At 43.6% G+C, this 26,342-nt stretch carries 14 protein-coding genes; 9 read left to right on the top strand and 5 right to left on the bottom strand.

Annotated elements, in window-relative coordinates:
* Window positions 1–143: 143 nt before the first annotated feature.
* The 4 genes from JMX63_RS04075 to JMX63_RS04060 all read right to left on the bottom strand — a co-directional run bounded on the left by JMX63_RS04075 (window position 144) and on the right by JMX63_RS04060 (window position 6,469).
* The gene (locus JMX63_RS04075) at window positions 144–2,615 is read right to left on the bottom strand and encodes an esterase/lipase family protein (protein WP_227673235.1); all 2,472 of its coding nucleotides are present in this window, start codon (window positions 2,613–2,615) and stop codon (window positions 144–146) included.
* A 299-nt stretch (window positions 2,616–2,914) separates the two neighbouring features.
* Window positions 2,915–4,027: a tetratricopeptide repeat protein gene (locus tag JMX63_RS04070; RefSeq protein WP_201571137.1), complete on the bottom strand. Its 1,113-nt coding sequence runs from the start codon at window positions 4,025–4,027 to the stop codon at window positions 2,915–2,917.
* A 236-nt stretch (window positions 4,028–4,263) separates the two neighbouring features.
* Window positions 4,264–4,902 carry a 2-polyprenyl-3-methyl-6-methoxy-1,4-benzoquinone monooxygenase gene (gene coq7, locus JMX63_RS04065; protein ID WP_201571247.1) on the bottom strand — a complete coding sequence of 213 codons (639 nt, stop codon included), beginning with the start codon at window positions 4,900–4,902 and terminating at the stop codon, window positions 4,264–4,266.
* Window positions 4,903–5,137: 235 nt separating this feature from the next.
* Complete coding sequence (locus JMX63_RS04060; RefSeq protein WP_201571135.1) at window positions 5,138–6,469, bottom strand: MFS transporter; 1,332 nt, start codon at window positions 6,467–6,469, stop codon at window positions 5,138–5,140.
* Between the two features lie 486 nt (window positions 6,470–6,955).
* Between JMX63_RS04060 and JMX63_RS04055 the strand changes: the two genes are divergently transcribed.
* Both JMX63_RS04055 and JMX63_RS04050 read left to right on the top strand, forming a co-directional pair.
* The gene (locus JMX63_RS04055; RefSeq protein ID WP_201571133.1) at window positions 6,956–10,537 is read left to right on the top strand and encodes an autotransporter assembly complex protein TamA; all 3,582 of its coding nucleotides are present in this window, start codon (window positions 6,956–6,958) and stop codon (window positions 10,535–10,537) included.
* 102 nt (window positions 10,538–10,639) lie between these two features.
* Window positions 10,640–15,634 (top strand): translocation/assembly module TamB domain-containing protein, encoded by a 4,995-nt coding sequence (locus tag JMX63_RS04050; protein WP_201571125.1) that lies wholly within the window; start codon window positions 10,640–10,642, stop codon window positions 15,632–15,634.
* A 323-nt stretch (window positions 15,635–15,957) separates the two neighbouring features.
* Here the strand turns inward: JMX63_RS04050 and hemP are convergent, their stop codons facing one another.
* Window positions 15,958–16,116: a hemin uptake protein HemP gene (hemP, locus tag JMX63_RS04045; RefSeq protein WP_227672156.1), complete on the bottom strand. Its 159-nt coding sequence runs from the start codon at window positions 16,114–16,116 to the stop codon at window positions 15,958–15,960.
* Between the two features lie 298 nt (window positions 16,117–16,414).
* Between hemP and JMX63_RS04040 the strand changes: the two genes are divergently transcribed.
* The 7 genes from JMX63_RS04040 to argC all read left to right on the top strand — a co-directional run bounded on the left by JMX63_RS04040 (window position 16,415) and on the right by argC (window position 26,195).
* Window positions 16,415–17,539, top strand: a complete 1,125-nt coding sequence (locus tag JMX63_RS04040) for an NUDIX domain-containing protein (protein WP_201571123.1) — start codon at window positions 16,415–16,417, stop codon at window positions 17,537–17,539.
* A 446-nt stretch (window positions 17,540–17,985) separates the two neighbouring features.
* Window positions 17,986–19,233: a lipocalin family protein gene (locus tag JMX63_RS04035; protein WP_201571122.1), complete on the top strand. Its 1,248-nt coding sequence runs from the start codon at window positions 17,986–17,988 to the stop codon at window positions 19,231–19,233.
* Between the two features lie 340 nt (window positions 19,234–19,573).
* Window positions 19,574–21,016, top strand: coding sequence for a glyceraldehyde-3-phosphate dehydrogenase (locus JMX63_RS04030; RefSeq protein WP_201571120.1), 1,443 nt, complete (start codon window positions 19,574–19,576; stop codon window positions 21,014–21,016).
* A gap of 290 nt (window positions 21,017–21,306) precedes the next feature.
* A complete protein-coding gene (gene cgtA, locus JMX63_RS04025) occupies window positions 21,307–22,512 on the top strand; it encodes an Obg family GTPase CgtA (RefSeq protein ID WP_101206151.1) in 1,206 nt (401 codons plus the stop codon).
* A gap of 77 nt (window positions 22,513–22,589) precedes the next feature.
* The gene (gene proB / locus JMX63_RS04020; protein ID WP_057759177.1) at window positions 22,590–23,762 is read left to right on the top strand and encodes a glutamate 5-kinase; all 1,173 of its coding nucleotides are present in this window, start codon (window positions 22,590–22,592) and stop codon (window positions 23,760–23,762) included.
* Window positions 23,763–23,854: 92 nt separating this feature from the next.
* Window positions 23,855–24,991 carry a uroporphyrinogen decarboxylase gene (hemE, locus tag JMX63_RS04015; protein ID WP_191114928.1) on the top strand — a complete coding sequence of 379 codons (1,137 nt, stop codon included), beginning with the start codon at window positions 23,855–23,857 and terminating at the stop codon, window positions 24,989–24,991.
* Window positions 24,992–25,127: 136 nt separating this feature from the next.
* Window positions 25,128–26,195, top strand: coding sequence for an N-acetyl-gamma-glutamyl-phosphate reductase (gene argC / locus JMX63_RS04010; protein ID WP_201571118.1), 1,068 nt, complete (start codon window positions 25,128–25,130; stop codon window positions 26,193–26,195).
* Window positions 26,196–26,342 lie beyond the last annotated feature (147 nt).

Genomic DNA, 26,342 nt, shown 5'->3' with positions numbered 1-26,342 from the left:
ATCATAAAACACCCTTGAAAATAAAATTAAATTTATGAATAACAATGACTTGGGAATAGCGAGTGCTTTTTCATAAAACATCTGTTCTGTTTATTACTTGGTGTCCCATGCATTAAAATGTTCCCCAATAACAAAAACATACATCATTCTTGTAACTGTTTATGCAAAATCTGTCGCAACGTCAAAATAGTTTGTGGATTGGTTTGAATACTATGACCGCCATTGATAACAGTTTCAGAGGCAGCGCCATCTAGGTGAGCACTGGTATAGGGAACAATACCATCTGATAAACGTTGGGTTAGGGCCTGACTGATATTTTTATCAACAGTGACGGCAGCAACCAGTGGCTCAGGAGGCAGCTCTGATGTGTCCTCTGACACGCTGACACTGGCGCGCTCGTCTTTAGCGTCTTCTTCTAGCGCTTGCGATAAATCAATTTTGGCACCATTTGGTTGCGTTTGTGCTAGTCCTTTAGTGATATCGGCATCATTGTTGGCAATGATGGAATGGTAAGTAATACGCTCATTAATAGTGATGTCTTTGGTTAACTCTATAAAAGAAGACTTGTCACTTAACTGGCTGGCACCGTTCTGCAAATATAACGCGCCCAGTGGGTTTTGCGCCAAGTCGCCTTGTGTTGCAATGGTCGCTAAGTTATCTGTGAATGTCTTGACCAAACCTACAGGCAAATAAACAATACGGCGCAGCGCCCGCGTAAACCAACGATCTGCATAATCTGTACCACGGAAAGGTGCAGATAGAAAAACAGCGGTGTCTACTTGTGGCAATGCCTGTAGCTCAAATCGTTCCTTTAATTCATCTTCGCCAAAAGACGTTTTGAGCGCGTTACGGATTTGCTGTTTCTCATTACTAGAGAGGATATCTTTGTCATTGAGCTTATCTAAATCATCGACTAAATTTTCATCAGATAGCATCATACGAGCGATAATGGCACCCATACTATGACTGATAATCACACTGTTTTGACTGGCACGATTTTGTCCTGTTGGGTCCGTCTGCTCGTAAGTCGTGTTAATTAACTGCTGAATCTGATAACGATTTTCTAAAATAGGCAGATTGGTTGGATAGAATATTTGCCAAACTTGGTAATTATCACGCAGCTTGTCATCATTAAGAATATCGTTGGTAAGATTGACCCAAGTGGCCGGACTAGAGGCTAGCCCATGCAACATAATCAACACGCGTTTATCAGGATCATAAGGCTCAAGCATGAAGAGTTTGGGCAGCTGAGCATTTGGCTGGCGCGTAATCAAGTTTAAATAACCCACGCCATCTAACTGGTTTTCTGATAACCATAAGCCATATCCCGCGGAAAAATTGGCTGCCAGTGGGTAATCATCATTGAGGATATTTACGGATTCAGTTTGGTACGGATTGTATAAATGAATATCAAGCTTACGACTGCTCAGCGCATCTAATACGCTATCGCCGTCTGGCTTAATCAGACCCGTTAGTAAAAGGTGTCCAGTCGGATAAATACGTGAGCTTGGCTCGCTGTCGTCGGTGTTTTTATCTTCATTTGTTAGTCGACCAGATAAGGAGGCGACCAGTAACTGACGGATTGTGGTGGTATAGCGATCATCCAACGACGCCACCAAGCTGATGCCTAAACCGGGACGCTTACTCACAGAATTGAGACCGGAGAGCCGTAGCTCATAAGTGGATGATAAGTCTGCCAAAGCGGAAGTTTGTTTATGAGCGTTTTGCAGATAGTTGTTTTCGTTGGGCAAATAAATATCGAGGTTATAGTCATTTACGGTTACTTTCATGACTTTGACTTGGTCTGTTGCTTTGCCCTTTAGCGGTGGTCGATTGGCAATTGCTGCTTCATCCGTGTTGTCACGCTTGGTAGAAGTTATCGGCAAATACTCTACTGTTGTATCACCCATCAATTTATTGGCGTTTTCAGTCGATTGATAAATTTGAGTAATAACGTCATTGCTAGCAGCGTTATAAATATCTTGGGTTTGGATATCATTGTCATTCGGAATACGGTTTTGCGCACGATGGCTATTACTATTTTGCTCTGCACCTTCAAAGTCATGGGTCAAACTGTCATAAAATAGATAGGTGTAGCTGTATTTGACGGCATCAAACAATCTTGCTTGATAATCGGTTAAACACAGGTCAGTCTCTTCTTGCTGTGTTTTTGAATCCTCATTACTTAAAGGCGCATTGGCGTAATACGGATCAAGTGGCGGGCGTGCAAGCGCATTACGACAGTTTTTTGAATCAGATAGTTGACGCGCTTTTGCATAGTGCAGTTCTGCAAAAATAGCTAAGGCAGGCCGATAGTGCCTGTTAAGCATACTATCAGAGAGCTGAGTCAAGCATAAGTCAAATTGCTGCATACAGGCTTGCTCATTCAGTCCTGCTGATAGCAAAGCAGATGTTGTGTCGCTACTTAGCGCATTGTCAGTGACGATATTGCCGCGCTGCGCTGAGATGGTCTTGGCCGAGGCTTGTTTATCGACCGTCACCGTACTACACGCTGGTAGCAATACTGCTGCCGCCAAAAGCATAAGTGACGTAATGGGCAGGGTTTTTTTATTAATATGCATTACTGTCTGTTTGCTAAAGCCAGCGAAAGTCATAAGTCAGTCCAATAAACGGTGGTTATGAAAGTATGAGTAATGAAGGTAGCAATTGATAATGAGTGTAGCGCAACTTTTGGCGTTAGACTATTCATTTGCAGTTCTACAAAGGTGTGTTTTAAAACGAAAGGGTTTCTACTAGTCGAAAAAAAGCGCTTTTGTCTTATAGATATAAAACAAAAGCGCTTGGTATTTAAAGCTTAGATTATTTATTAGATATTTGACCTAGTGAAAGTCTTATGAAACAAATATCTTATGAATCAACCCCTCAATAGCTAATCTCAACAAGTACATAATTTCTACGCACCTGGTTTTACGCTAATATCAGGGGCAGGGATATCCCAAATGTAGAATTTGCCTTCTTCAACAAGTTTGATTTGTTGAGGAATAACAGTATTGTTAGGGTATTGCCCTTCAAGACGACGTAAGCGTTCTAATGCATTAGAACGACGGTCACTGAGTAGATCTGACTGTGCCAAGCTTTGCTCTGCTTCGGTGTATCCTAAAGCGACAGCGCGATCTAGATACTTTTGACCTTCTTTGAACCCGCCGCCTTCTGATAGCATCATGCCGTATAGGAAGTTAGCCTCACCACTATCAGGTTGCAGTTTGATAGCGCGATCGACATACTGACCACCACGTACTGTGTAGTCTGAACCTAAGTCTAGGTTACGACCCATGCCGTTTAGCTTAGCGGCACGAAGCAACACGTCATAAGAAGCATTTGGGGACTTGGCATACGGTTCGATCCAATCCGCTAATACTTTGATTTTTTCACGAGTGTAATGACGCTGTGTGCGGTTAGGGAAATTTGGTGGATAGTGGCGCGCGTTAGGGGATACATCAGCGATGAAATCATCTAATAAACTAACATCAAGCTTATCAGTACCTAGCCCTTTTTGTTGTGGAATCAGTACGGTTTTAACAAAGCTCATGTCTGAGAGCTGTACTTGCGGTGTAGGAATATTCGGAAGTTGTCCGCTACGCAGGTCGATACCAGTAGCTGTCATTGGACCAGGCTCATAAACGCGAGTAGTGCCGTTCATGACAGGTGCAGCAGCAGGTGACATCATTTGCGGTGTTTGAGGTTGAGATGCATTGCTTTGCAGAGTGCCGCTTAATTGCATGTTAGTTGTTTGTGCATTAGTCGGCTGGCTGTTGCTCGCAGGTGTTGCTGGCAAGCTTGTTTGTGCGGCATTGGCTTGAGCAGGACTGATAGCTGCATTAGGACGAGCAAGACGAATCACACGTTTGCTTGAATCCATCGCACTAGGTACAGCCGTTGCAGTTGCGTCAGTTTCTGCTGCATTCACAGGTGCAGATAACAGCATGGCACAGGTTGCAGCCATAACGGTCAACGTCGCAAACTTTGGTGACTTAATAGAGTGGCTACTAGAGAAAATCGCTTTCATAAAAATCGTTACCTTGTTTAATTTATTTGGTTGTTATTCATTGATTGGACGGTAATATAAATAGCGCATTGCTGCAAAATCGTACAAATTTTTAATACCGTAGCAAATTAAGCTTTACGCTATCTGTGGTAGGATTGTTAATCGCTAGAATTAAGCAAACCTACGTAAATCTGTGCAGCTATTAATTAGTAAGAAAATCGACAACAGCAGCTAACCACAGTACCTGTAATCATAAGTTATAAGTGATAAGCGGTATCTTTCATACGATTTGCCATCCATCGCATGGTCCGACGTACTGGGGGAGACAAAGCAGCGCCGCCACTTGCAAGTGCTAGCTCGCGATGATGCAGCTCCTCTTTATCCATTTGTGCCAGTATCTCTTTTGAGCGCTGATCATGCTCAGGTAATTGCTTGATATGATCCTGTAGATGCTCGCTGACCTGCGCTTCTGTCTCCGCTACAAACCCTAGACTAAACTCATTGGAGATCGCGCCTGCTACCGCACCGAGTCCAAAAGACATACCGTACCAAAGCGGCGTAAATACGCTGGCATGGCTACCAAGCTCGCTTAGACGAGTCTCGCACCAGACCAAATGATCGACTTCTTCTTCGGCCGATTGTTGCATGGCTTGTTTGACACCACTATCTTTCGCGGCAAACGCTTGGCCATGGTATAGACCTTGCGCACATACTTCACCTGTATGATTAATACGCATAAGACCTGAGACGTGCCGCGCCTCTGTAATGGTCAGCTCAGGAATCTCATCGCTACTGACGGGCAACGGACGCGTGCTTGGATTGGAATGGGGCACGACAGCTCGTAATGCCTTATCGACCCCAAGTAACAACTGGTCAATTTTAGATAAAGGACGCAGGGTCATAACTCACTCCTGATGGTGTTAAAAACTGTCAATAAAATAAAGTGTATTACCGTCTAAATGCAACGGCATAATGCGTATTACTATAACAAACAATCCAAATTATCGGCTCAAATATTACTGTCTAGATAGCTCATAAATAATCTATAGATGGTTGGTAGACTACTATAGCTATAACAGCAACAAAATCATCAGCGCAACGGTTAGACTGTATCTATTGAGCTAACCATATTTACGGTGCTATACCATCGTTAGTTTGGATAACGGCATGCTTAATATGTTTATTGAGTTTGATGTATAAGAATGCGCCAAACACAATATTCAATAGCCCTGTCACCAAAAATAACTGCGGCAGCGTAAATCCTAAAACATTTAAGATAACAATCGCAAAAATCGCTGATGTGACCATAAATATCGCGTTAAAAATGTTATTTGCGCCAACAATACGTGCTCGATGACTCTTAGGTGCGTAGGCTTGCATAGAAGCATATAGCGGTACGATGTACAAACCACCACTAAACCCTAATAAGAATAAATCCGCGAATACCCGCCAGCTACCGCTTATATTAAACAAATCACCGATGCCAAGTAATGTGCCATTATTCACATTTATATCTAAACCTGAAAGTGAAAAATACAAATCAATAGCAAAGATACTTAATCCAGCAATACCAAAAGGTAATAGACGCAAGCTAACTTTATTTTTGGTCAATGTTTTGCACAGTACCGAACCGATTGACACACCAACAGAAAACAATGTGAGTAAGAAAATAACGACGGACTCATCACCAAGCAAAATCACCTTGCTGAACTCTGGCACTTGGGTCAAAAATGTCGCCCCATAAAACCAAAACCAGCTGTTACCAAGAATGATAAAGAATAAAAAAGGCAGAGAGTATAAGTAACGAACCGTGGCTAAGCTGGTTGTAATAATATTCCAGTTAATCTTCAGGTCAGGCTGCATCGCTGGCATATTAGGGATATAGCGCGCAGCTAGATATCCTAAAACAGCCACAACCAACACCGTAGCACTAATCCAATACAGTGACTGCGATAGCTGAGTCAAAATACCAGCGACAATCATCCCGACCAAAATAGCCAGCGACGTACCCATCTGAAAAAGGCCGTTGGCGCCGACCAACTCATCTTCTTTCATCGCTTGTGGCAGATAAGCGTATTTAATCGGTCCAAAGAAGGTCGAATGCGTACCCATCAAAAACAACGCGACAAATAGCAGTGCATACCATTCAAAGACAAAACCGACTGCGGCAACTGCCATAATGACCAGTTCAAGGAGTTTGATAAACTGTGTGAGCTTTGATTTTTCATACTTATCAGCAATCTGTCCTGCCAAAGCAGAAAACAAAAAGTAGGGCAGAATAAATAACATGGCGGCCAAGTTATTAAGAATACTGACCTCTACACCTAACTTACTGGCGGCAGTATAAGTCAGCACCAGTATGAGCGCCTGCTTAAAAATATTGTCATTGAATGCGCCCAAAAACTGGGTGAAAAACATAGCGCTAAAACGACGGCGCTTGAACAACTGAAACTGGTTGGACATGGACATTCCTACAGATAAATCGCGACTGATAGAGAAAATATCGGCGCTGAACGACAATTTTTTTATGATGATAATCGTAAATTTTATTAAAAACTATATCAAGATATAGCATAGGTTTTATCAATATTAAGCCGTATAATAGCAAGGCTTCGGTGAAAATACATGCAGTCAATGCTATGATTCGATATTTAACTAAGTTATGATTTATAAATTTTATGTGATTGCATTTTAGGGTATAAATAGTAGTGAAAACAAAGGCTGCTACTACCCATCAACGCTATCTATAAACTAGTAGTCTTCTCTAAGCTAGTAGCCTTATAAGGCAGTAGACATACAGTGCTAAAGCCGACACTATAGATAACCAGTCATAAAATTAAAGTAGTAAACCATTAATTCCAGATAACTGCTATAAGTTTATTCACCGGTCAGACTTGACGATCGTTATCGTTGATAAGATTGTGCCGCGTGAGCTGATAGGACGTAAAGATGATAAAGCAGCCTTCAACTCGAGCATGCAAGGGTCTAATGATGCAGCGTGACACAGCCATAATCCAAAACGATAGTAATAATCCAGGTACATATCCAGCAGCGCCGCGTAAAAATTTCAGACGCTCTGCACTGTGCACTGCGCTTGCGACCAGTTTGTTCGGTATGGCACCTGCGGCAATGGCAGATACCATTAATAATGCAAACAATACGGCTATCACCAACTTATCTGCTGCTGACCAAACTGATAGCAGTCAAACGTTTAGTAACCAGAATAACAATAGTCAAGCTGCTAATGAGCAAGCATCTATCAAGCAATCAGCTACATTGTCCGATGACGACACTCAGCTAGATATGGCTCTAGATGCGCTACGTCTAAAAAAAGCAGTGGAACAAGGCATCATTGATCAGTCAGTATTGGACGACTATAGCGAACAGAGCTTAGGAATTAAAAAACCCAACTCGACAAAGTCAGGCTCTAAAAACTCGACGACGCAAAATGCCAATGCTCAAAACCTATCTTCTCAGAGCAGTAATTCACAAAATACAACTTCTCAAAACAACAACTCTCAGAATTTAGAGAGTTTCCCTGATAGTCCAAGTACTTCATATAATCCAAACAATGCTCAATCAGTCGCTTCTAATGATGACCTGTTGCAACAAGCAACCGAGATTCAGCAGCAAGGCTATCAAATGATGACGCCTGAGCAGATCGATCGTGAGCTAGCTGCAATGGATGCGCAGAATGCTCAAGACATTGATAGTATCAATATTAGTAATAACGACAGTGACTTTGATGCACCAATCGCTACGTTAGATGACACAACATCGCCAATTGGTCTCGATGTAGAGCTAGATGCAACAAACTTGCCAGCACCTAACAACCTTGATACGTTGGGTAGAAGTGAAACAACAGAAGAACAGGCGAGCGCAGCTGAAGGGATGTCACGTCCGATTGAGGTAAGTGGCGCTGTCAGCAACGAAGATGTCGTTAGCAATGAAGCTACTGTTAAGAATGAAAATAGCCTGACGACTGATGATAGTAGTGATGAGGTGATAGCTGGCACGAATGTGCCTGCCAATGTAGAAGGTACGACAACAGATATTATCAATCCTAATGACTATCTACCAGATTATCAGAATGATACTCAGGCCGTCGATCAAAGTATCGAACAAGCCAATAGACCACGGCCACGCGCGCGTAATAGAGGTAATATCGTGACGCGTCTCTACAATCGCTTTTTTAACGACGGTGGCGTGGTGGCTTTGCCAAATGTAGAAACCGCTATTTATCTAGAGCAAGTATCCGCTGAAGACTCTCCTAATGGTAAGGCTCAGTTGGTTGAGGCTGACAATGATATTCAGCCAATGAAAAACATCAAAGCGGCACTGGATGACACTTCCGTTCAGTCGGTTATTGACTTTACTGCGGCATTGCCACGTTTGCGCGAAACAGCACAGAATGCTGCTAAAGCCGTTGGTTACTACGAGGTTGAGATGCGTTTGACCCAGCCTGATCGCGATACAGTCAATGTTGTGATTGAAGAGCTAGGCGAGCCGGTACTGGTAGACAGCCGTATTATTGAGATTCGCGGTGAGGGCAGTGAGCAAGAAGAATTTGCAACGCTTGAGGCAGATTTGCCACCGCAAGAAGGCGATATTTTTAATCATCGTGTCTATAAGAGCAGTAAAGCGGCTTTAGAGGCCTTGAGCAATACCTACGGCTACTTTGACCAGTATTGGCTGAACAAATCCGTTGATATCATCTTGCCGGACAATAAAGCAGATGTCTCGTTGGTTTATAACACGGGTGATCGTTACGAGTTTGACGATGTGGTGTTTTTTACTTACGACAAAGAAACCAATACGCTGACCCAAGACCCCGACAAGCTACCAGTAGAGCTTTCATTGTTACAACAGCTCTATGGCTTTACGCCGGGTGAGCCGTTTTATCGTCCAGCAGTTACTAAGTTTAGTAATGACTTATCGGCAACTCGTTACTTTAATACGGTCAACGTCGAGTCGATACTACCACCAACTGATAGTAGTGAAGCTGGTACCTTGGCGTTTGACAATGCTGCTACCGAGGGTAACGACACATTAGATTCTGATGTAGACAATGATGGCGTCGCAGGTCTGAGTAGCAATGATGGCGCAGCTGCCTCAAATGTAACTGCTAGCACAGAAGATACGGTTAACGATAATAGCGATATAGGTGCAGAGAGCGATGATGCTCTGAGTGCTAACAGCGGCGAGACGGTCAATGAAGCGGATATCGCTGCTATTGATTTTGAGGCTGATGAAGCCACTCTTGATAAGCTGCAAGCTATCAGACAAAAAGCAGAACGACTAAGCCGCTTGCCGAATGACCGGGTGCTTGATGAAAAAGATCAGGAAGCTGATAATTTATTGGGCAAAATCAGTGACTCAATCAGTAATGTCGCACAAAAGATATTCCCTGACGAAAAGAGTCTGATCGCTGACGAAAACTTTGTACCGCCAACGCTAGCAGGACGTAAAACGCCGCAAGACGTTGCAGAAAGCAAAAAAGTACCTTTATATGTGTTTGTATATGCGGACAAACCACGTGACGCTCAAGTTGGTCTGGGTTATGGAACAGATACAGGCGTTCGCGCCACCGCAAAAATAGACTACAACTTGCTCAATCGCCAAGGCTATCAAGCAGGGGCTGAGACGGAAGTATCGAGAATCAGCAAAAACGTGGCTGTCTATGCCAGTCGTCCATGGAAGCATCCGCTCAATGATAAGTTAGATGGGCGTTTGACTTATGAAGAAGAGGTAATTGATCAAGGTGAAGGCAACTTCGACCTGTCAACCACAACGCTAAAAGCAGCTTTGGCACGTAATATCCGTAGTGATACTGGTTGGAATCGTAGCTACTCTGTGCGTTACCGCTTGGATGAGCTTGAGACGGGGGTTGATGGGGCAGCACTAGATGATCTGCCTATCCGCTTTACCTCTTCAAGTCCGAAACAGCGCGCGCTGCTATTTGGCTATGGTATGAATAAAACAGATACTGACAACGCTACCAACCCAACGCAGGGCATGCGCCAGTACTACTCAATCGAGGCTGGCACTGATAGCGCATTCAGTGATACCGATATGGCGATTATTCGCGCAGGCGTTAGTGGTATCTATAGCTTTGGCGAAGACAAAAAGCATCAAGTATTAGGTAGTGCCAATGCAGGTTATATCTGGGCGGATGATTTTTACGATGTGCCTTATAAGTTGCGTTTCTTTGCAGGTGGCGATCAGAGTATCCGTGGTTATGACTATGAGAGCTTGTCACCACTAGATAAAGGCTATCTAACTGGCGGGCAGGTGCTAGCGGTCGGTAGTGCTGAGTATAACTATGAATTTAAACCAGGTTTCCGTGGCGCATTCTTCACAGATGTCGGTAATGCCTATGACAAAGATTTTGATACTGAGACAAAAGTCGGCGTTGGTGTCGGTATCCGTTGGGCGTCGCCTGTAGGAATGGTGCGTGTCGATGTGGCTGCTGGCGTGACCGAGGAAAGTATTCCAGTACGACTACACTTCTTTATTGGGTCACCGTTATAAACGCTTAATGCAGTAGCTCTAAATTTTTAGTAGTTCCAAATGTTCCAATCATTACTTATCGTACCGATTGCTGGTCTTCATTTTTTAACGTAGTTGAGTATCATGCTGACAGAAAATACCCCGCCTAATAATGCTCCAGATGAAGATCCAGCACAGCGTGATGCCCGTGCCGTTAGGCGTTGGTATCCGTTGTCATTTCTGCTCAAACTTCTGGTATTGGTGCTTATCGTACTAGCAATTATGTTCGCCATCTTCTTTTATGCGGCAGGGACTGACGCTGGCACGAAGTTTATATTAGAAAAAATCAGTGTTGAAACAGGTATTGATTTCAAATACGGACGCGGCAACTTGCGCGATGGTATCTGGGTCACTGATATCGATATTGAAGCGACTGAAGATCTTGAGATATTAGTAGATAAGGCCTACGTCAAAATAGGCTGGCGCGCAGTATTTGCAAAAGAAGTGCATTTAAGCGATGCAGACATTCAGACTATAGAAATTATCAATAAAAAACCACCTACTGGTGAACCATTTGATTATAAAACTTTAAAGTTGCCAGTAAATTTGCGTTTTGACCAAGCAAAAATTAAGAAAATCACTTATAAGCAAGTAACCAAAGATCCTATCGTTATTCAAGATATTACGGCGCGTGACCTGACGTGGGTAGGTAGTACGGTGACCATTGACCGTGGTGACTTGCAGTACGCTGATATCGTAAAAATCAGTGCCTTACAAGGCGAGATCGACCTACAGGGCGACTATCCACTAGATTTGAGTGCGATTGCGGAAGTCAGCGCCCTTGAAAAAGCCTATATCGACCCGTTAAACATATCTGCAACGGGAACGCTTAAACGTACTGTCGGTAAAGTACGTAGTCGTTATAACGATAGCGATGTGAAAGGCGACTTTGTAGTACAGGGGCTAGATGCGGGTGCGCCGTTTGATGCAAAACTACAGTGGGATGATATTCTTATCCCTTACGCTGACAGCCAAAACATTCGCCTACAAAGCGGTACGGCTACAGCTTCTGGTGTCATTTCTGAGATACGGCTGCGTATCAATACTGAATTGACCGCCAAAGACATTCCATCAGGTCATTATCAAGGCCGCGCCGTTATTGCCAACAGTCAGCTACGTATAGATCGCCTAGATGCTGACGTGCCAGCGGGACGTTTGGCGTTGCAAGGTATTCTAGATTGGAAAGACAGCTTTGAGGCCACGGTGCGTGCGACAGGCAGTAATTTTAATATTCGCCAAGCTATTCCGGCTGAGTATGCTGACTTTAAAGCTTATGCACCGCAAACCCTTAACGGTAGGCTGTCATTGCGTTATCAGCAGCAGAATCCTACTGGTAACACGCAGATTGATGCAGATTTGCGTCAGCGCGATGGTGAGCACATCAATGCCAATATGATCCGTGGTAAAACTTCTGCTAAATCTAAGCAGGTTGCGCCTTGGTATATTGATGCTAACTGGAAAAACTTAACCCGCCGTAACGTACCCAATATTGGCAATATCGACAGTCCTAGTGGGCAGGCGGACGTCATCGTTCGAGGTTCGACCCTATCAGTCGATGCCAATGCCGTCATCAATGAGCTCAATGCTGCCCCCAAAGGCAACTATGATCTACGTATACGTAAGGCTGGTGATGTCATAGATATCAATCGTCTTAATTATAACGGCATCGTAGGAGACTTATCCGGCACAGGACAGATTCAGTTAGCGAGCAAACAGCGTCCACTGACATGGCAGATTGACGCCAGTACCAAAGGTTTACTTCCTAAGAAATATCGTAGCGATTTACCGCTTGAGCGCCTAACAGGTAGTATAAGCGCGCGTGGTCGACTGCTAAACATCACTAAAGATGGTGTTAGCGGACAGCGTCATGTGATTACTTTAAACAATACCGATATGCAAGCGCAGCTCGATGCGACGCAAGCAGATCGTGCTATTGGTATTACTGGTGCTGGCGATGCCAGTGTCGATATCATAGGTGGTGAGCTGTCAGTATTTGATGCGCGTTTTGATGGTCGGATTGATACAGCAGATGTACCACAAGGCCGTCTGTCCATCGATGCTGCGGGTACGCCAAAGCTGATTAGTATTCGTAAGCTGAACTATAAGGGTGAAGCGGGCGCAGTTGATGCTAAAGGGGTCATCGACTTACGTAAAAATATCGGCTGGAATATAGATGGTCGTTTTGACCAGTTCAATTTGGGTTATTTCTTACCCAATAATCCAGCGATAATCACAGGCGATTTAAAAACCAGTGGCGAATGGCAAAATGCACCAAAGAACAGCAAAAATACTGCAGGTACTTTGCAGCGCTTTGCCGTAAATTTCAACGGCATATTGGATGCCGAGCAATTGCCAGCAGGTAAGCTGAATATAGAAGCCAGTGGTGACAGCCAGCTGATACGTATCAACCGTTTCCGTCATGTGGGTGCGGCAGGTAGTATCGATGCCAGCGGAACCGTTGATGTGCGTCAAGGCGTTGCATGGGATATCAACGCGGTCATGGATCGTTTTAACATTGGCTACTTCCTAAAAGATACCCCAAGCCTTATCACTGGTACGATTGATACAGATGGCCGCTGGAGTGACACACAGCAAATCATCAATATTAAACAAGTCAATCTGAATGGCATGCTAAAGGGGCAGCAACTGAGTGCCAAAGGCAGCCTATCAGCGAAAATGCGTTTGCCTAAAGATTTAGCAAGTTACTTTAAACAACTTCAGACCCAAGATGCCCAAGCACAGTATAAGCAAGTGAATGCTTTGATTGATAGCTTAAATGCTAATAACCTTGTACTACGTTGGGGTGACAATTATGTCACCGCTAACGGCAATGCCAAACAGCTACAAACCAAAATTAACATCACCAGTCTAGATCAACTATCTAGCCAACTGGCTGGTAAAGTCACTGGCGGTGCCACGCTGTCTCAACCGGCTGGTCAAGCACTGCCTACTATTTATATTGATCTGGTCGGTGAGAGACTCGCGCTACCTGGCTTTATATTGCGTCAAGGCCGTGTACGCGGCAAGCTGGTCAACTTAGCCAATAGTCCAAGCCAGTTAATCGTAACGGCTGAAGGTCTAGATGCTGCTGGTCAAAGTTTCGATAGTGTTAAAGCGTCTTTTAATGGTACCGAAAAGTCTCATGTGGTCGATCTAAATGTAGCCAATAAGCAACTTGATGTTGGTGCTAGGCTAAAAGGTGGTTTTGATCGAGACAGGCTAAGTTGGTCAGGTGTCATTGGAAAAGGCCGCATCAAATCTAAATATGCGACTTTGAATCAGTTGCAACCTGCACAGCTGATTGTGAATTTACCTTACAATCAGGGTGGTGAGAACCGTGATCTAAAAGTACAGCTTGCCGCTCACTGCTGGCAGGCCACGGATCAAACCGGCAAGCTCTGTCTACGTGAAAAACTAGTGGCATCGCCGGACCAAGGTGAGGTCAATGTAGCGTTGCAGAATTTAGATACGTCGTTATTCTCAGTGTTCTTGCCAGAAGATATTGACTGGAATGGCAAGATTAATGGTAAAGCAATCGTCGGATGGCAACGTGGTCGTCCTCCAACCATCAATACCACGCTATACTCAGATAACGGTAAGATTGGCCTCGTTCAAGATGGCGAGAGCACATCAATGACCTTGCCATACAAGCGTGTCTCTCTTATTGCTCTGTCTGTGCCTGAGGGTATCAAGCTGCGTACCGATATCAATACTGGACGTGGGGCGCGTGGCTATGCTGAGGTGATCGTCGATCCTTATAAAGACCCTAAACCAATCTCTGGTGCACTGGTACTGAACGAGCTTGATCTTGCGATATTTAAGCCTTTCTTCCCTGGTATGCGCGTCCTAAGAGGTAACGTTACAATGGCGGGCGGCCTAGGCGGCACTTTAACCAAACCGCAGTTCTATGGCGACGTAAAACTCTCTGACGGCCGTATAGCCATGCTTGATTTGCCAGTGAATCTGTCCAAAGTAAATGCTGCTGCAAAAATACGCGGTACGCAAGCGACCATTGACGGTACATTCAATAGTGGTACAGGTGAAGGCGCATTGACAGGGACAGTCAATTGGCAGCAAAAACTGCAGGCCAAGTTGAGTATCGTTGGTGAAGGCCTAGTCATCACTCAACCGCCATTACTGGTGGCTGAGATTGATCCTGATATCGATATTATCGTGCGTCCAGGCGATCGTTATGTCGATATAAAAGGGGCGATCAGTGTACCGTCTGCGACCATTCGTCCACCTGAAGCCAGCGAAGATATCATCACTCAGACTGAGGATGCAGTTGTACTAGATCGCCGTTTGATTGGTAATATCGATGAAGTACTGGCTATCTCAAAACCTTGGTCAATCAATGCTGATATCGGTGTCGATTTGGGCGACGATATCAACTTCCGTGGTTTTGGCGCAGTCATTCCATTGGCAGGTGCGATTAATATTACTCAGAATGGTACAGGTATCATGCGTGCTAGAGGTGTTGTGCAGGTCTCACGCCGTACCAACATCAATGCCTTTGGCCAAAGCCTAGAGCTGAATTATGGTCAAGTGCGTTTCAATGGCGATGTGATGAAACCGAGCTTGAGTATTGAAGCGGCCAAAACCATTAATGGCAAGACAGTAGGTCTGCGTGTCAAAGGAACCACCGAAAGCCCCAATATTGTCGTCTTTAACAATGCAGGGCTGACCCAGCAGCAAGCAATGAACGCCTTGGTGACAGGTCGCATCGATAATAAGAGCGCGACACAAATCAGTGAGCAAGGGTTTAAGTCGCAAGTGACCAATAATCTGGCCGCCGCTGGATTGAGCTTTGGTCTGAGTGGCACTCGTAGCCTGACCAATCAAATTGGGCAAGCGTTTGGTTTGCAGAGTCTGACAGTTGATGCCTCAGGTAGTAGCGAGGATACCAATGTCAATGTCACAGGTTACGTAACGCCTGATTTGTACATTCGCTATGGTGTGGGTGTTTTCAATGCGCAAAACAGCCTTTCTGTTCGTTATCAATTGACGCGCCGCATCTATGTAGAAGCAAGCTCAGCAGCGGAAAATGCAGTAGATGTGGTCTATAGTTGGCAGTTCTAAATCGTTTATTAGGGCATGTCCTCAATTCAATCGATAGTTATCTAAATGGGTTAAAAATGGCTAAATCTTGCCAAATGGCGTCAAATAGCTGACTAATATCTCGATATTATCTGCGCTATTTTCCTTGTTTGACTGCGATTTATCTCATTTTTATCACCATTTTTAAAATGAGGACACGCCCTAGTAAGACAACTGCTTTCTAATTGATGTCAGCTGAGAGCGCTTTTGAAATTATTTTTAAGTTGTAGAACCTATAAAAAAACGCCTCATAATGAAGGCGTTTTTTTATAGAAGTATTGAAACAGATACTATTGAAATAGGCGTTACTTGGTTAGAATCAAGCGATTGTTGCGAGTTAGGCGTAGTCGATACTCTTCGCCTTCATGCTCGATACGTACCTCTTTAGTCAGTGCAAATAGATGTTGTGATTGCAAAGTAGGTAAACGGTTTTCACGACAGTTTAAATAACGAGAGATGACCATGCTCATAGTAAATTCCTTTTGAAAAAAAGTGGCTTATAAATTGGCTAACCATAGCGTAATTGTTTTTAACGATAATAATTATCATTTAGATTTGATAAATTTGCAAGGCAATTGATAAAATAAAATGCAGTTATTATGTAAACTTATCTAAGTTTACTGTTATAAACTATCTCGATTAAGCATTTTATTTAAATAAATTAATGAGTTAAGTGCTAAATCCAAATAAATCATCTAGCCTATAAAAACTATTAAATTATCAAAAATAATCAAGGTAAATACCGAAATAAAGGATATAAGTATGTTGAACGGGTCAAATCAACAATCAGAGACCAAGCCGGAAAGTAAGACGAAAACTAACAAACCTAACATCGTAAATGTTGCAGTGGCTGTCATTCATTATAAAGATCAGTATTTACTTGGGTTTCGAGATGCTACTCAGCATCAGGGAAATCGTTACGAGTTCGTCGGCGGAAAGATAGAAGCGAATGAGTCAGCAGCGCAGGCGTTGATAAGAGAAGTGGCTGAAGAGACGGGTATCTTACTTGAGGATAATACTATCGTTAAGCTTGGGCGTTTGCATCATGATTATGGCGACAAGCAGGTCAGCTTACAGGTTTATAAGATTGAGCTAACAGCAGAGCAGTACGAGCAGCATAAACACCGTGAGCAGGGTTTAGAAGGGCAGGCACTGACTTGGGTAAGCAAATCACAGCTTTTGGCAGGAGAGTATCATCTGCCCGCTGCTAATAAGACAATCCTTGAATGGTTGAAACTCCCATCGAAGATAGCGATTACTTATCCTCTAGCACATTTCGGCACACACCCTGATGCAGCCGCGGCATGGCTACAGTATCACCAAGAAAATCTAGCATTAGAGTCGTGGGTATATATCCGCTTGAAGGACACAAATTCTAAGCATCTTGCTGAGCAACTGATGACGGCACGCCCAGATATTTTAGCGATTTTACCTAATGATAATGAGCAGCCTTTGAATGAGCAAGGCTCATTAACCGCTAATGAGACAGAGATTAGCCAGCGAATAGTTGCCAAGCATTTGACACACTCGACACTGATGCAGTGTTTCAATGATGTAGGCAGTTCTACAGCTCTCACGCAGTCGTTATCTAAAGACCATCCGCTTATCGTCAGCTGCCATGACATTGCGAGCATAACGGCAGCCAATCAACTTGCCAGCATGCGCATAGAGAATGCATTACCACCCGTGATTGGTGCTTTCGTATCACCTGTGCTCGCTACCCAAACGCATCCTGATGACACACCGCTTGGATGGGAAGCATGGTCAGAGTTAGCAGAGTTAGCAGATATGCCTGTCATTGGGTTAGGTGGTCTGAAGCCTGCTATGTTCAATCAAGCATTGCAGTATGGCGGTATCAGTGTGGCAGGTATTCGTCAGTTTATATAATCCGCATGACTCAAGAAAGCTATCTACAAGCTATAATTCCATTTGCCTGAATGTGACCCCTATTAGACTTGCGTATTAAGCTTAGTAAGTTCAAATAACTGATTTTTAACTTAGTTATCCAGCAAGTAACTATGTGGTTATGATGTGTTCAAACAACACTCAAACCCCATAGTTACTTACAAACCGTTGCGTTTTCCTACATTGCACTACTGTTTTAATAGTCCAGTTGTCCTTAATATATATTGCATATCTACGATACGTTGATCTTATTTCTATAGACAAGTGACTAACCAAAAGTAATGCTCAAAATACAATAATAAAGCTTTTGTAGAGTCAAGTTTTGCACGAATAATTTATACCAAAGCAAATGGCTTTTAGAAAACGAGACCAAATAGATGCCGTACGTAAAGCGTTTTTAACAATCACTATTTAAGAATGGTACTCCTATGAAAACCAATAAGTTACCTGAGTCAGCATGGACTGATTCACAGGCAGCTGGTTCTCAACTTCAGCAGCCTAAGCAATCGCTCAATGACAATGAATATGGCGATGATACGCAACAGACAAATCAAGCTAGTAATGATGCTAGCTATAATCACGACAGCTCGAATGGCGAATATTCGCACCATCTGGCAAAAGACACGTCTTCGCAAGACAGCTATTTTGGATACAAAAGCGCCGACAAAAGCCCTAGGGCAAAAGAGTCAGCTATGAGTAACAATGAAATAAGCAAAGATCTAAAAAATAGCAATGAGGACAGTTATGACGTGGCTGGTGACTATAAATCATCTGGCTACAAATCACTTGGCTATAAATCAGCGCAAAATAAGCAGCCACAAAAGCTGACTGACGATGAGCCATTAATGTCAGGACTGTTAGAGGATCAAATAGATAATCTACACAGTGGTTCTGAACAGGCTGTCGACGCTGAGCAAATCAATGATGCATCAACAAATAATTCATCTTACAAAGAAATACCGGAGCGCATATTTATGAATGGACTGATCAAACATACAGGCATTGCCTTAGCAATTATTATACCGTTAGCAGCGTTCTCAGCTTATGCGGCCACGCCGCCAGTGAACATGGCAACTAATAACACGGCAACTAATGGTATGTCTGATGATGCGATGAGTGAGAAGACCACGACTGATGTACTATCGGTTAAGCCAAGTGATATTATTCATAAATCTGCAAGTACGCCAACTACCGTAGATAGCGTAGATCTGAACACTTATGCAGGTACTTGGTATGAAATCGGCCGTTTGCCGATGTATTTTCAGCGTAAATGTGCTGGTGATGTGACCGCCAACTATGCACAAAAAGATGATGGCTCAGGAATCACGGTTACTAATAAATGTGTGAGCGAGGACGGTTCAACTATTGTCGCAGAAGGTTTGGCTAAGCCAGTCGATGAAAGCGGCAGCAAACTAAAAGTGACGTTCTTACCAAAGTGGATTCGCTGGATTCCAGTCGGCCGTGCTGATTATTGGGTGCTGGCACGTGATGCAGGTTACAAAACTGCGCTAGTAGGGACACCTGATAAAAAATACTTATGGCTATTAGCACGTTCGCCAAATATCAGTCAGGAAACGTATACTAAATATCGCCAAATTGCTCAGCAGCAAGGTTATGACTTAAAAGAATTTTCATTGACGTCGCAGAGTAATCAAACGGTGAATCTAGCACCATAATAGATGTAACTGAATTTACTGCTTTAATTAAACCATATAGCGATTAGTATTTCATTACGTCTCGAATAAGGCAGCATATATAGCTGCCATTATTTTTATTGTCAGCTATATATAAGAGCTATATACGAGAATGAAACCTATTATGCACACTAGCTAATCGGTTACTACTGGCAAAATGAGGCGTTTTAGGCTAAAATCTAGGCGATTCAAATACTCTAGTGTCAATAACCCATATTGATAGTGGTTGATTATCATATTAGAGTCGCCATTTAGAGCATACACGACCTATCTATTTTATACTTCTTCATATTTTATTGATCATACATTACTGACCATAAGGATGTTTCTCGTGAGCAACGCTGATACCTTACGCCAATTACATCAAGACCACTTGAACAACTACAACAATCAAGAGCAACAAGCGATTGAGCTTATGGGGCTACTAAACAAGCTCTATAACAAGCAAGACGTACAAGTGACTTTGTTTGGTGAAACGCTAGACTCTACCTCAGTTGGTCAAATACTTGCTTTACATCAAAAAGTAGCACTACGCGATCACGGCGCCAAAGCTATCGATATCGCTGATACTCTAGCGATGGTAAAAGTTATCTCAGAAAATACTGATATTCAAGCCACTCGTATCGATGTTGGTCAACTGATTGCTAATGATACTGACTTACAAACCGCTCTACAGTCTATCAACAACGCTGGTGCTGTAAACGGCGCGACGGATGTTGTACTGTACGGTTTTGGCCGTATCGGTCGTATTTTGACTCGTCTGCTATTGTCACAAGCGTCAAGCGCAAAAGGTCTACAACTAAAAGCGATTGTTGTACGTCCAGCCGCTGCTGGTGACTTGGCTAAGCGTATCTCATTGCTTGAGCGTGATTCAATCCATGGTAGATTCTTAGGCGGCATCAGCATTGATGATGATAATAACGGTATGATCGTTAATGGTCGTTTTGTACAAGTTATCTATGCCAAAGACCCAAGCGAAATCGACTATACTGCTTATGGTATCGACAATGCTCTTGTTATTGATAACACAGGTATTTGGAAAGACGAAGCGGGCCTTGGTAAGCATTTACAGTCTACTGGCGTGAAAAAAGTACTACTAACAGCACCTGCTGGCGGCGATATCAAAAACGTCGTTTATGGCGTGAACAATGACACCGTTGGTGATGATACGATCGTTAGTGCTGCTAGCTGTACGACCAATGCGATTACGCCAACGCTGAATGTATTGAATGATGAGTACGGTATTGTAAATGGTCATGTAGAGACTATTCATTCATTTACCAATGATCAGAACTTGGTTGATAACTATCATAAGGCAGACCGCCGTGGTCGTAGTGCTGTAATGAACATGGTTATCACTAGTACGGGTGCTGCAAAAGCTGTCGGTAAAGCCTTGCCAGAATTAAATGGTAAGCTGACGGGTAACGCTATTCGTGTACCAACACCAAACGTCAGCTTAGCAATCTTGAACGTGAATCTAAAAACTGCTCCAGCAAGCGCTGATGTGTTAAATGAGTTCTTGCGTAAAATGGCTAACAGCAGCACTTGGCAGTCGCAGATTGCTTATACAGATTCTACAGAAGCGGTATCAACGGATTTCGTTGGTACGACTCATGTTGGTATTATCGATGCTCAAGCGACTATTTTGACTGACAACCAAGCTATCGTATATGTTTGGTATGACAACGAAGTAGGTTATAGTACTCAGGTATTGCGTTTGGCGACGCAAATGGCCGGAATCAGCTACGCTCAGATTCCAGCATAGATTACTAAATACAGTAGAGTAATAACGTCATACCAAGTATAGTAGCGCTATCGTGTCATAAAAATGGCGCTGCAGTAGATGCTACTTTGAATAGCTTGGTAGAACTTTAACTGTCATACTTAAACACCCGATAGTCCGATTGATTATCGGGTGTTATTGTCATAATGGGCACTAAGTAAAAGTAGACTTTATACAGTGTTCATTTTGACGCAACAATATAGCAAAACCCCAAAATACAACCGTTGGTTGTAACCAGTTTATAGACTGGATTGTGAATTAAGGAACGTAAGATGCGATTTATTGATGAAGCCGTCGTAACGGTAAAAGCAGGTGACGGTGGTAACGGAATCGCCAGTTTTCGCCGAGAAAAGTATGTCCCACGTGGTGGACCTGATGGTGGTGATGGCGGCAAGGGCGGAGATGTGTATGTCATTGCAGAAGACAACACCAATACCCTAGTTGACTATCGTTATACGCGTCGTCATGACGCCATGCGTGCTGAGAACGGCCATAGTAGAAACTGTTCAGGTAAAGGGTCTGATGATCTTTATTTGCCAGTACCAGTTGGTACCACGGTAGTTGATACCGAGACAGACGAAGTATTGGGCGATTTGATTGAGATTGGCCAGACACTACTGATTGCCAAAGGTGGCGATGGTGGTCTGGGTAATACCCATTTCAAAAGCTCGACCAACCAAGCACCGCGTAAAGCGACGTCAGGTTTTGAAGGCGAGCTAAAAGTTCTTAAGTTTGAGCTAAAAGTAGTGGCTGATGTTGGTTTGATTGGTTTGCCTAATGCTGGTAAATCGACCTTTATCCGTCAAGTCTCTGCTGCTAGACCAAAAGTGGCTGATTATCCGTTTACCACCCTAGTACCAAACTTGGGTGTGGTCGATATTGGTCGTCATCGTTCATTTGTGATGGCAGATATTCCTGGTCTTATCGAAGGTGCATCAGAAGGCGCCGGACTTGGTATTCGCTTCTTGAAGCATGTTGCGCGTACACGTCGTCTGCTACACTTAGTTGATGTCAAGCCTGTTGATGGTAGCGATCCAGTCGAGAACGCTCGTGTTATCTTAAACGAGCTTGAGCGTTTTTCTCCTGAATTGGCTAATTTACCGCAGATTTTGGTATTAAACAAAATCGATCAGGTCAATGATGAAGATTTGAATGCGCTTTGTACTCATATCGTGGCAGAGCTTGGTTGGACTGGTATGGTCTTCCGTACGGCAACGCTAACTGGTGAAGGCGTTGATGCGGTCAAATATCATCTGATGAATGATATTGAACTTGAGCGTGAGCGTGAAATAGAAGATCCTATCTTCGCTGAAGCACAAAAAGAACGTTTTGAGCGTCTAGAAGCTGAAGTACGTCTTAACACTGAAGCACAGCGTGAAGCATATCGTGCGGCTCGTAAAGCGGCGCGTGAAGGCTTGGATACGTCTGATTTTGACGACGATGATGACGATGGCGTTGAGGTAATGTACGTTCCTTAAGCTAGTATGCTTGAGCAGTTATACTTGAATTGTGAATTTAATCCCTACAATCAATTGATATGAAAAAAGGAGTTTATATGGCAGATGACATAGCAAACACGATGGAAGAAGCAAGATTTGTTAAGCAAACTCGCAACTTTGATATTCAGCGCGTTATTGTCAAAATTGGTTCATCACTACTAACCAATAACGGTCGAGGGCTGGATCGTACTGCCATATATGAGTGGGCAAAGCAAATTGCTAAGCTACACAAAAAAGGCGTTGAGGTACTGCTAGTATCATCAGGTGCCGTTGCTGAAGGTGTGGTACGTATGAACCTTGAGGAACGTCCCAAAAAACTAGCAGCACTACAAGCCTGTGCTTCTATTGGTCAAATGGGGTTGATTGAAACATGGTGGTCAGCGTTGATTCAGCATGGTATTCAAAGCTCGCAGCTATTGCTAACTCATGATGATTTGTCTAATCGTAGTCGTTATCTCAACACGACGGGTGCGCTGACACAGTTATTAGAATGGCGTGTACTACCTGTTATCAACGAAAACGACACCATCACGATTGATGAGATTAAATTTGGCGATAACGATACCTTGGGTGCGATGGCAGCCGCGATGGTTAATGCTGATTTGTACATTATCTTAACCGATCAAGAAGGTGTCTTCACTGATAACCCACGTGATAATCCTGATGCTAAGATGATTCGCCAAGAACGTGCAATGGCTGATTATTTATTTGATATTGCAGGAGACGGCGGTAAGCTTGGACGCGGTGGTATGTTGACCAAAATCCGTGCTGGACGCCTTGCTGCTATGGGTGGCTGTCCTACCGTTATCGTCAGCGGTGCTATCGATGACGTTATTACCCGTGTGGTATCAGGCGAAGCGGTAGGTACGTTGCTGACGACTAATGACGAAGATAAAATCATTGCGCGTAAGCAATGGCTAGCTGCGCATCTACGTATGTCAGGTAGCTTGGTCGTTGATGCAGGCGCTGCAAGAGCATTGACTGAGCACAATAGAAGTTTATTGCCAGTGGGCGTTGTAGAAGTGCAGGGCGGATTTGATGAAGGTGATGTGGTAGAAATCATTCATCAAGATACAGGTGAGCGCATAGCCGTTGGGCAGGTAAACTTCTCATCGAATGATGCGCGCCGCGTTGCTCGTGAGCGTACCGAACAGTTCGATAAGATCTTTGGCAGTAGCGAAGAACGTGTCGTCATGGTACACCGCGACAACCTTGCATTAACTGTATAGCGCTTTTATATAACCTTTTTTATTCAACTTATTTTATCCAGCACAATATCCATTTATAAATATGGATATTGTGCTGTTTTGGAGATTTGTACATGAGTGCTTCAGACGGTAGTAACTCGGTTCAGCAACAGTTTGCACCTTTAAAAAATGATAGATTGCTACGTGCATTACGTTTTGAGCCCATCGATACCACACCGGTATGGATGATGCGCCAAGCTGGTCGTTATTTACCAGAGTATAAGGCCACTCGTGCTGAAGCGGGTGACTTTATGAGCCTGTGTAAAGATACAGACCGCGCTACTGAAGTGACTCTACAGCCATTGCGCCGTTATGATTTAGATGCTGCCATTTTATTTAGTGATATTCTAACTATCCCTGATGCAATGGGACTGGGCTTGTATTTCGAAACGGGTGAAGGCCCTAAGTTCAAACATCCTATTCGTGAGCAGGCTGATCTTGATAGATTGCCAGTGCTTGAGCCAAACGACTCTCTAGATTATGTAATGCGTGCCGTAACCAGCATTCGTAAAGCATTGAATGGTCAAGTTCCACTATTCGGTTTTTCTGGTAGTCCGTGGACATTGGCTACTTATATGATAGAGGGCGGTAGCTCGAAAGATTATCGTTATACTAAAGGCTTCTTATATAGTAACCCTGATTTTCTACATCAGTTATTAGACAAGCTTGCGACGTCAGTTATTGACTATTTAGATGCCCAAATTGTAGCTGGTGCTCAAATTGTACAGATATTTGATAGTTGGGGCGGGGCGTTAGGCCATCGTCAATTTATCGAATTTTCACACATTTACAATAAGCGTATTGTCGCTGAACTAAAAGAACGTCATCCACAAGTACCTGTAGTGCTATTCACTAAAGGTGGTGGGTTATGGCTTGATATTCAGGCTGACAGCGAAGCGGACGTGTTAGGTTTAGATTGGACGATGCCGATTGATCGTGCGCGTCAAGTATTGACTGAAAGTCAGCGTCAGTTGACCAAGAAGCATAAAAAATTGCAAAGCAGCAAAGCTATCCAAGGTAACTTAGATCCAGCGACGTTATACGGTTCGCCTGCGACAATTCGTTCTGAAGTGAATGCCATGCTTGACCGTGCTTACGCTGATGGTGAAAAGACTGGTTACATAGCAAACTTAGGTCATGGTATCACCCAATGGGTCAATCCTGACAATGCCAAAGTGTTTGTGGATGCAGTACACGATTATAAAATTTAAGAGTCAGAATATTTAGAGACTAATTCTGTCTTTGCTCGCATTTGTGGAACTGTATGATTTATAGAACTGCATGAGTTATAAGCAAATACAGAATCTATCAGTGCATATTTAGTATTTACCAAGAAAAGGGTGTTTTATGATTTCAGCAGCGATCGTCGGTGGCACAGGCTATACGGGTATTGAGCTCATTCGTTTATTATCTGCTCATCCTGAGGTTTCTATTGATTTATTAACTTCTCGTAGCGAAGCTGGCACTCGTGCTGATGAAATCTTCCCAAGCTTACGCGGTGTGTCTGATATCGTTTTTAGCGACTTGGGTGATAATACGCTTGCTGCATTACAAAAGTGCGATGTTGTGTTTTTTGCGACTCCGCATGGTGTTGCAATGAAGCAAGCTGAAGCGCTTACACAAGCTGGCGTCAAGGTCATCGATTTGGCTGCTGATTTTCGTTTGCAGTCACTGACTGACTTTGAGCACTGGTACAAACAGTCACATGCTTGTCCTGAACTGTTGAAAACAGCAGTCTACGGTCTACCAGAAATCAATCGTGACAAGCTTGCGAATGCGTTACTAGTAGGCAATCCAGGCTGTTATCCAACCACTGCGATTTTGGGTCTAAAACCAATTATCGCAGCCCAGAATAAGCAAGCAGAGCGTTTGATTGAGTCTCGTATTGTAATTGATGCAAAATCTGGCGTTTCTGGTGCAGGTCGTCAAGCATCGCTTGCACTCAATTATGCTGAGACAACAGATAGCTTTAAGGCTTATAGCGTTGAAGGCCATCGTCATTTACCTGAGATTGAGCAGGGTGTTGCACAGTTATTAGACAGTCAGTTCGCGCATCGCATTCGCTTTTTGCCGCATTTAGTACCGATGATTCGTGGCATGCTAAGCTCTATTCATATGGAGTTGACCGATGCAGGTGCTGCTATCGATTGGCAGCAAGCATTTGAAAATAGCTATGCGTCAGAGTTGTTTGTTGATGTCATGCCAAAAGGGTTGTATCCAGATACGCGCAGTGTTCGCGCTAGTAACCGTCTACGTATTGCCGTACATCAGGATAATGAGCGTGCTGAGCTAACAGTTATCGTTGTTCAAGATAACTTAGTCAAAGGTGCTGCTGGGCAGGCTGTGCAAAACATGAATGTGATGTTCGGTTTTGATGAGTCAATGGGGCTGAACTTTGCACCGATTGTTCCTTAATATCAACGACTTCATATTCCGAGACCATCCCGAATTCTGTGTAACTGCCGTTTAGATTAAATGCTTGCTGATACGGTCATCAAACATAATCATAAAACGATTCAGAGCAGACGTCCAGTTACGGATTGGCATCGACCACTTTTTGGA

Origin of the sequence: Psychrobacter nivimaris, from assembly GCF_904846365.1 — a bacterium.
Taxonomy (GTDB): Bacteria; Pseudomonadota; Gammaproteobacteria; order Pseudomonadales; family Moraxellaceae; genus Psychrobacter; species Psychrobacter nivimaris_B.
Note: the sequence above shows the minus strand (reverse complement) of the source record. Positions and strands in the feature narration are given on the sequence as shown.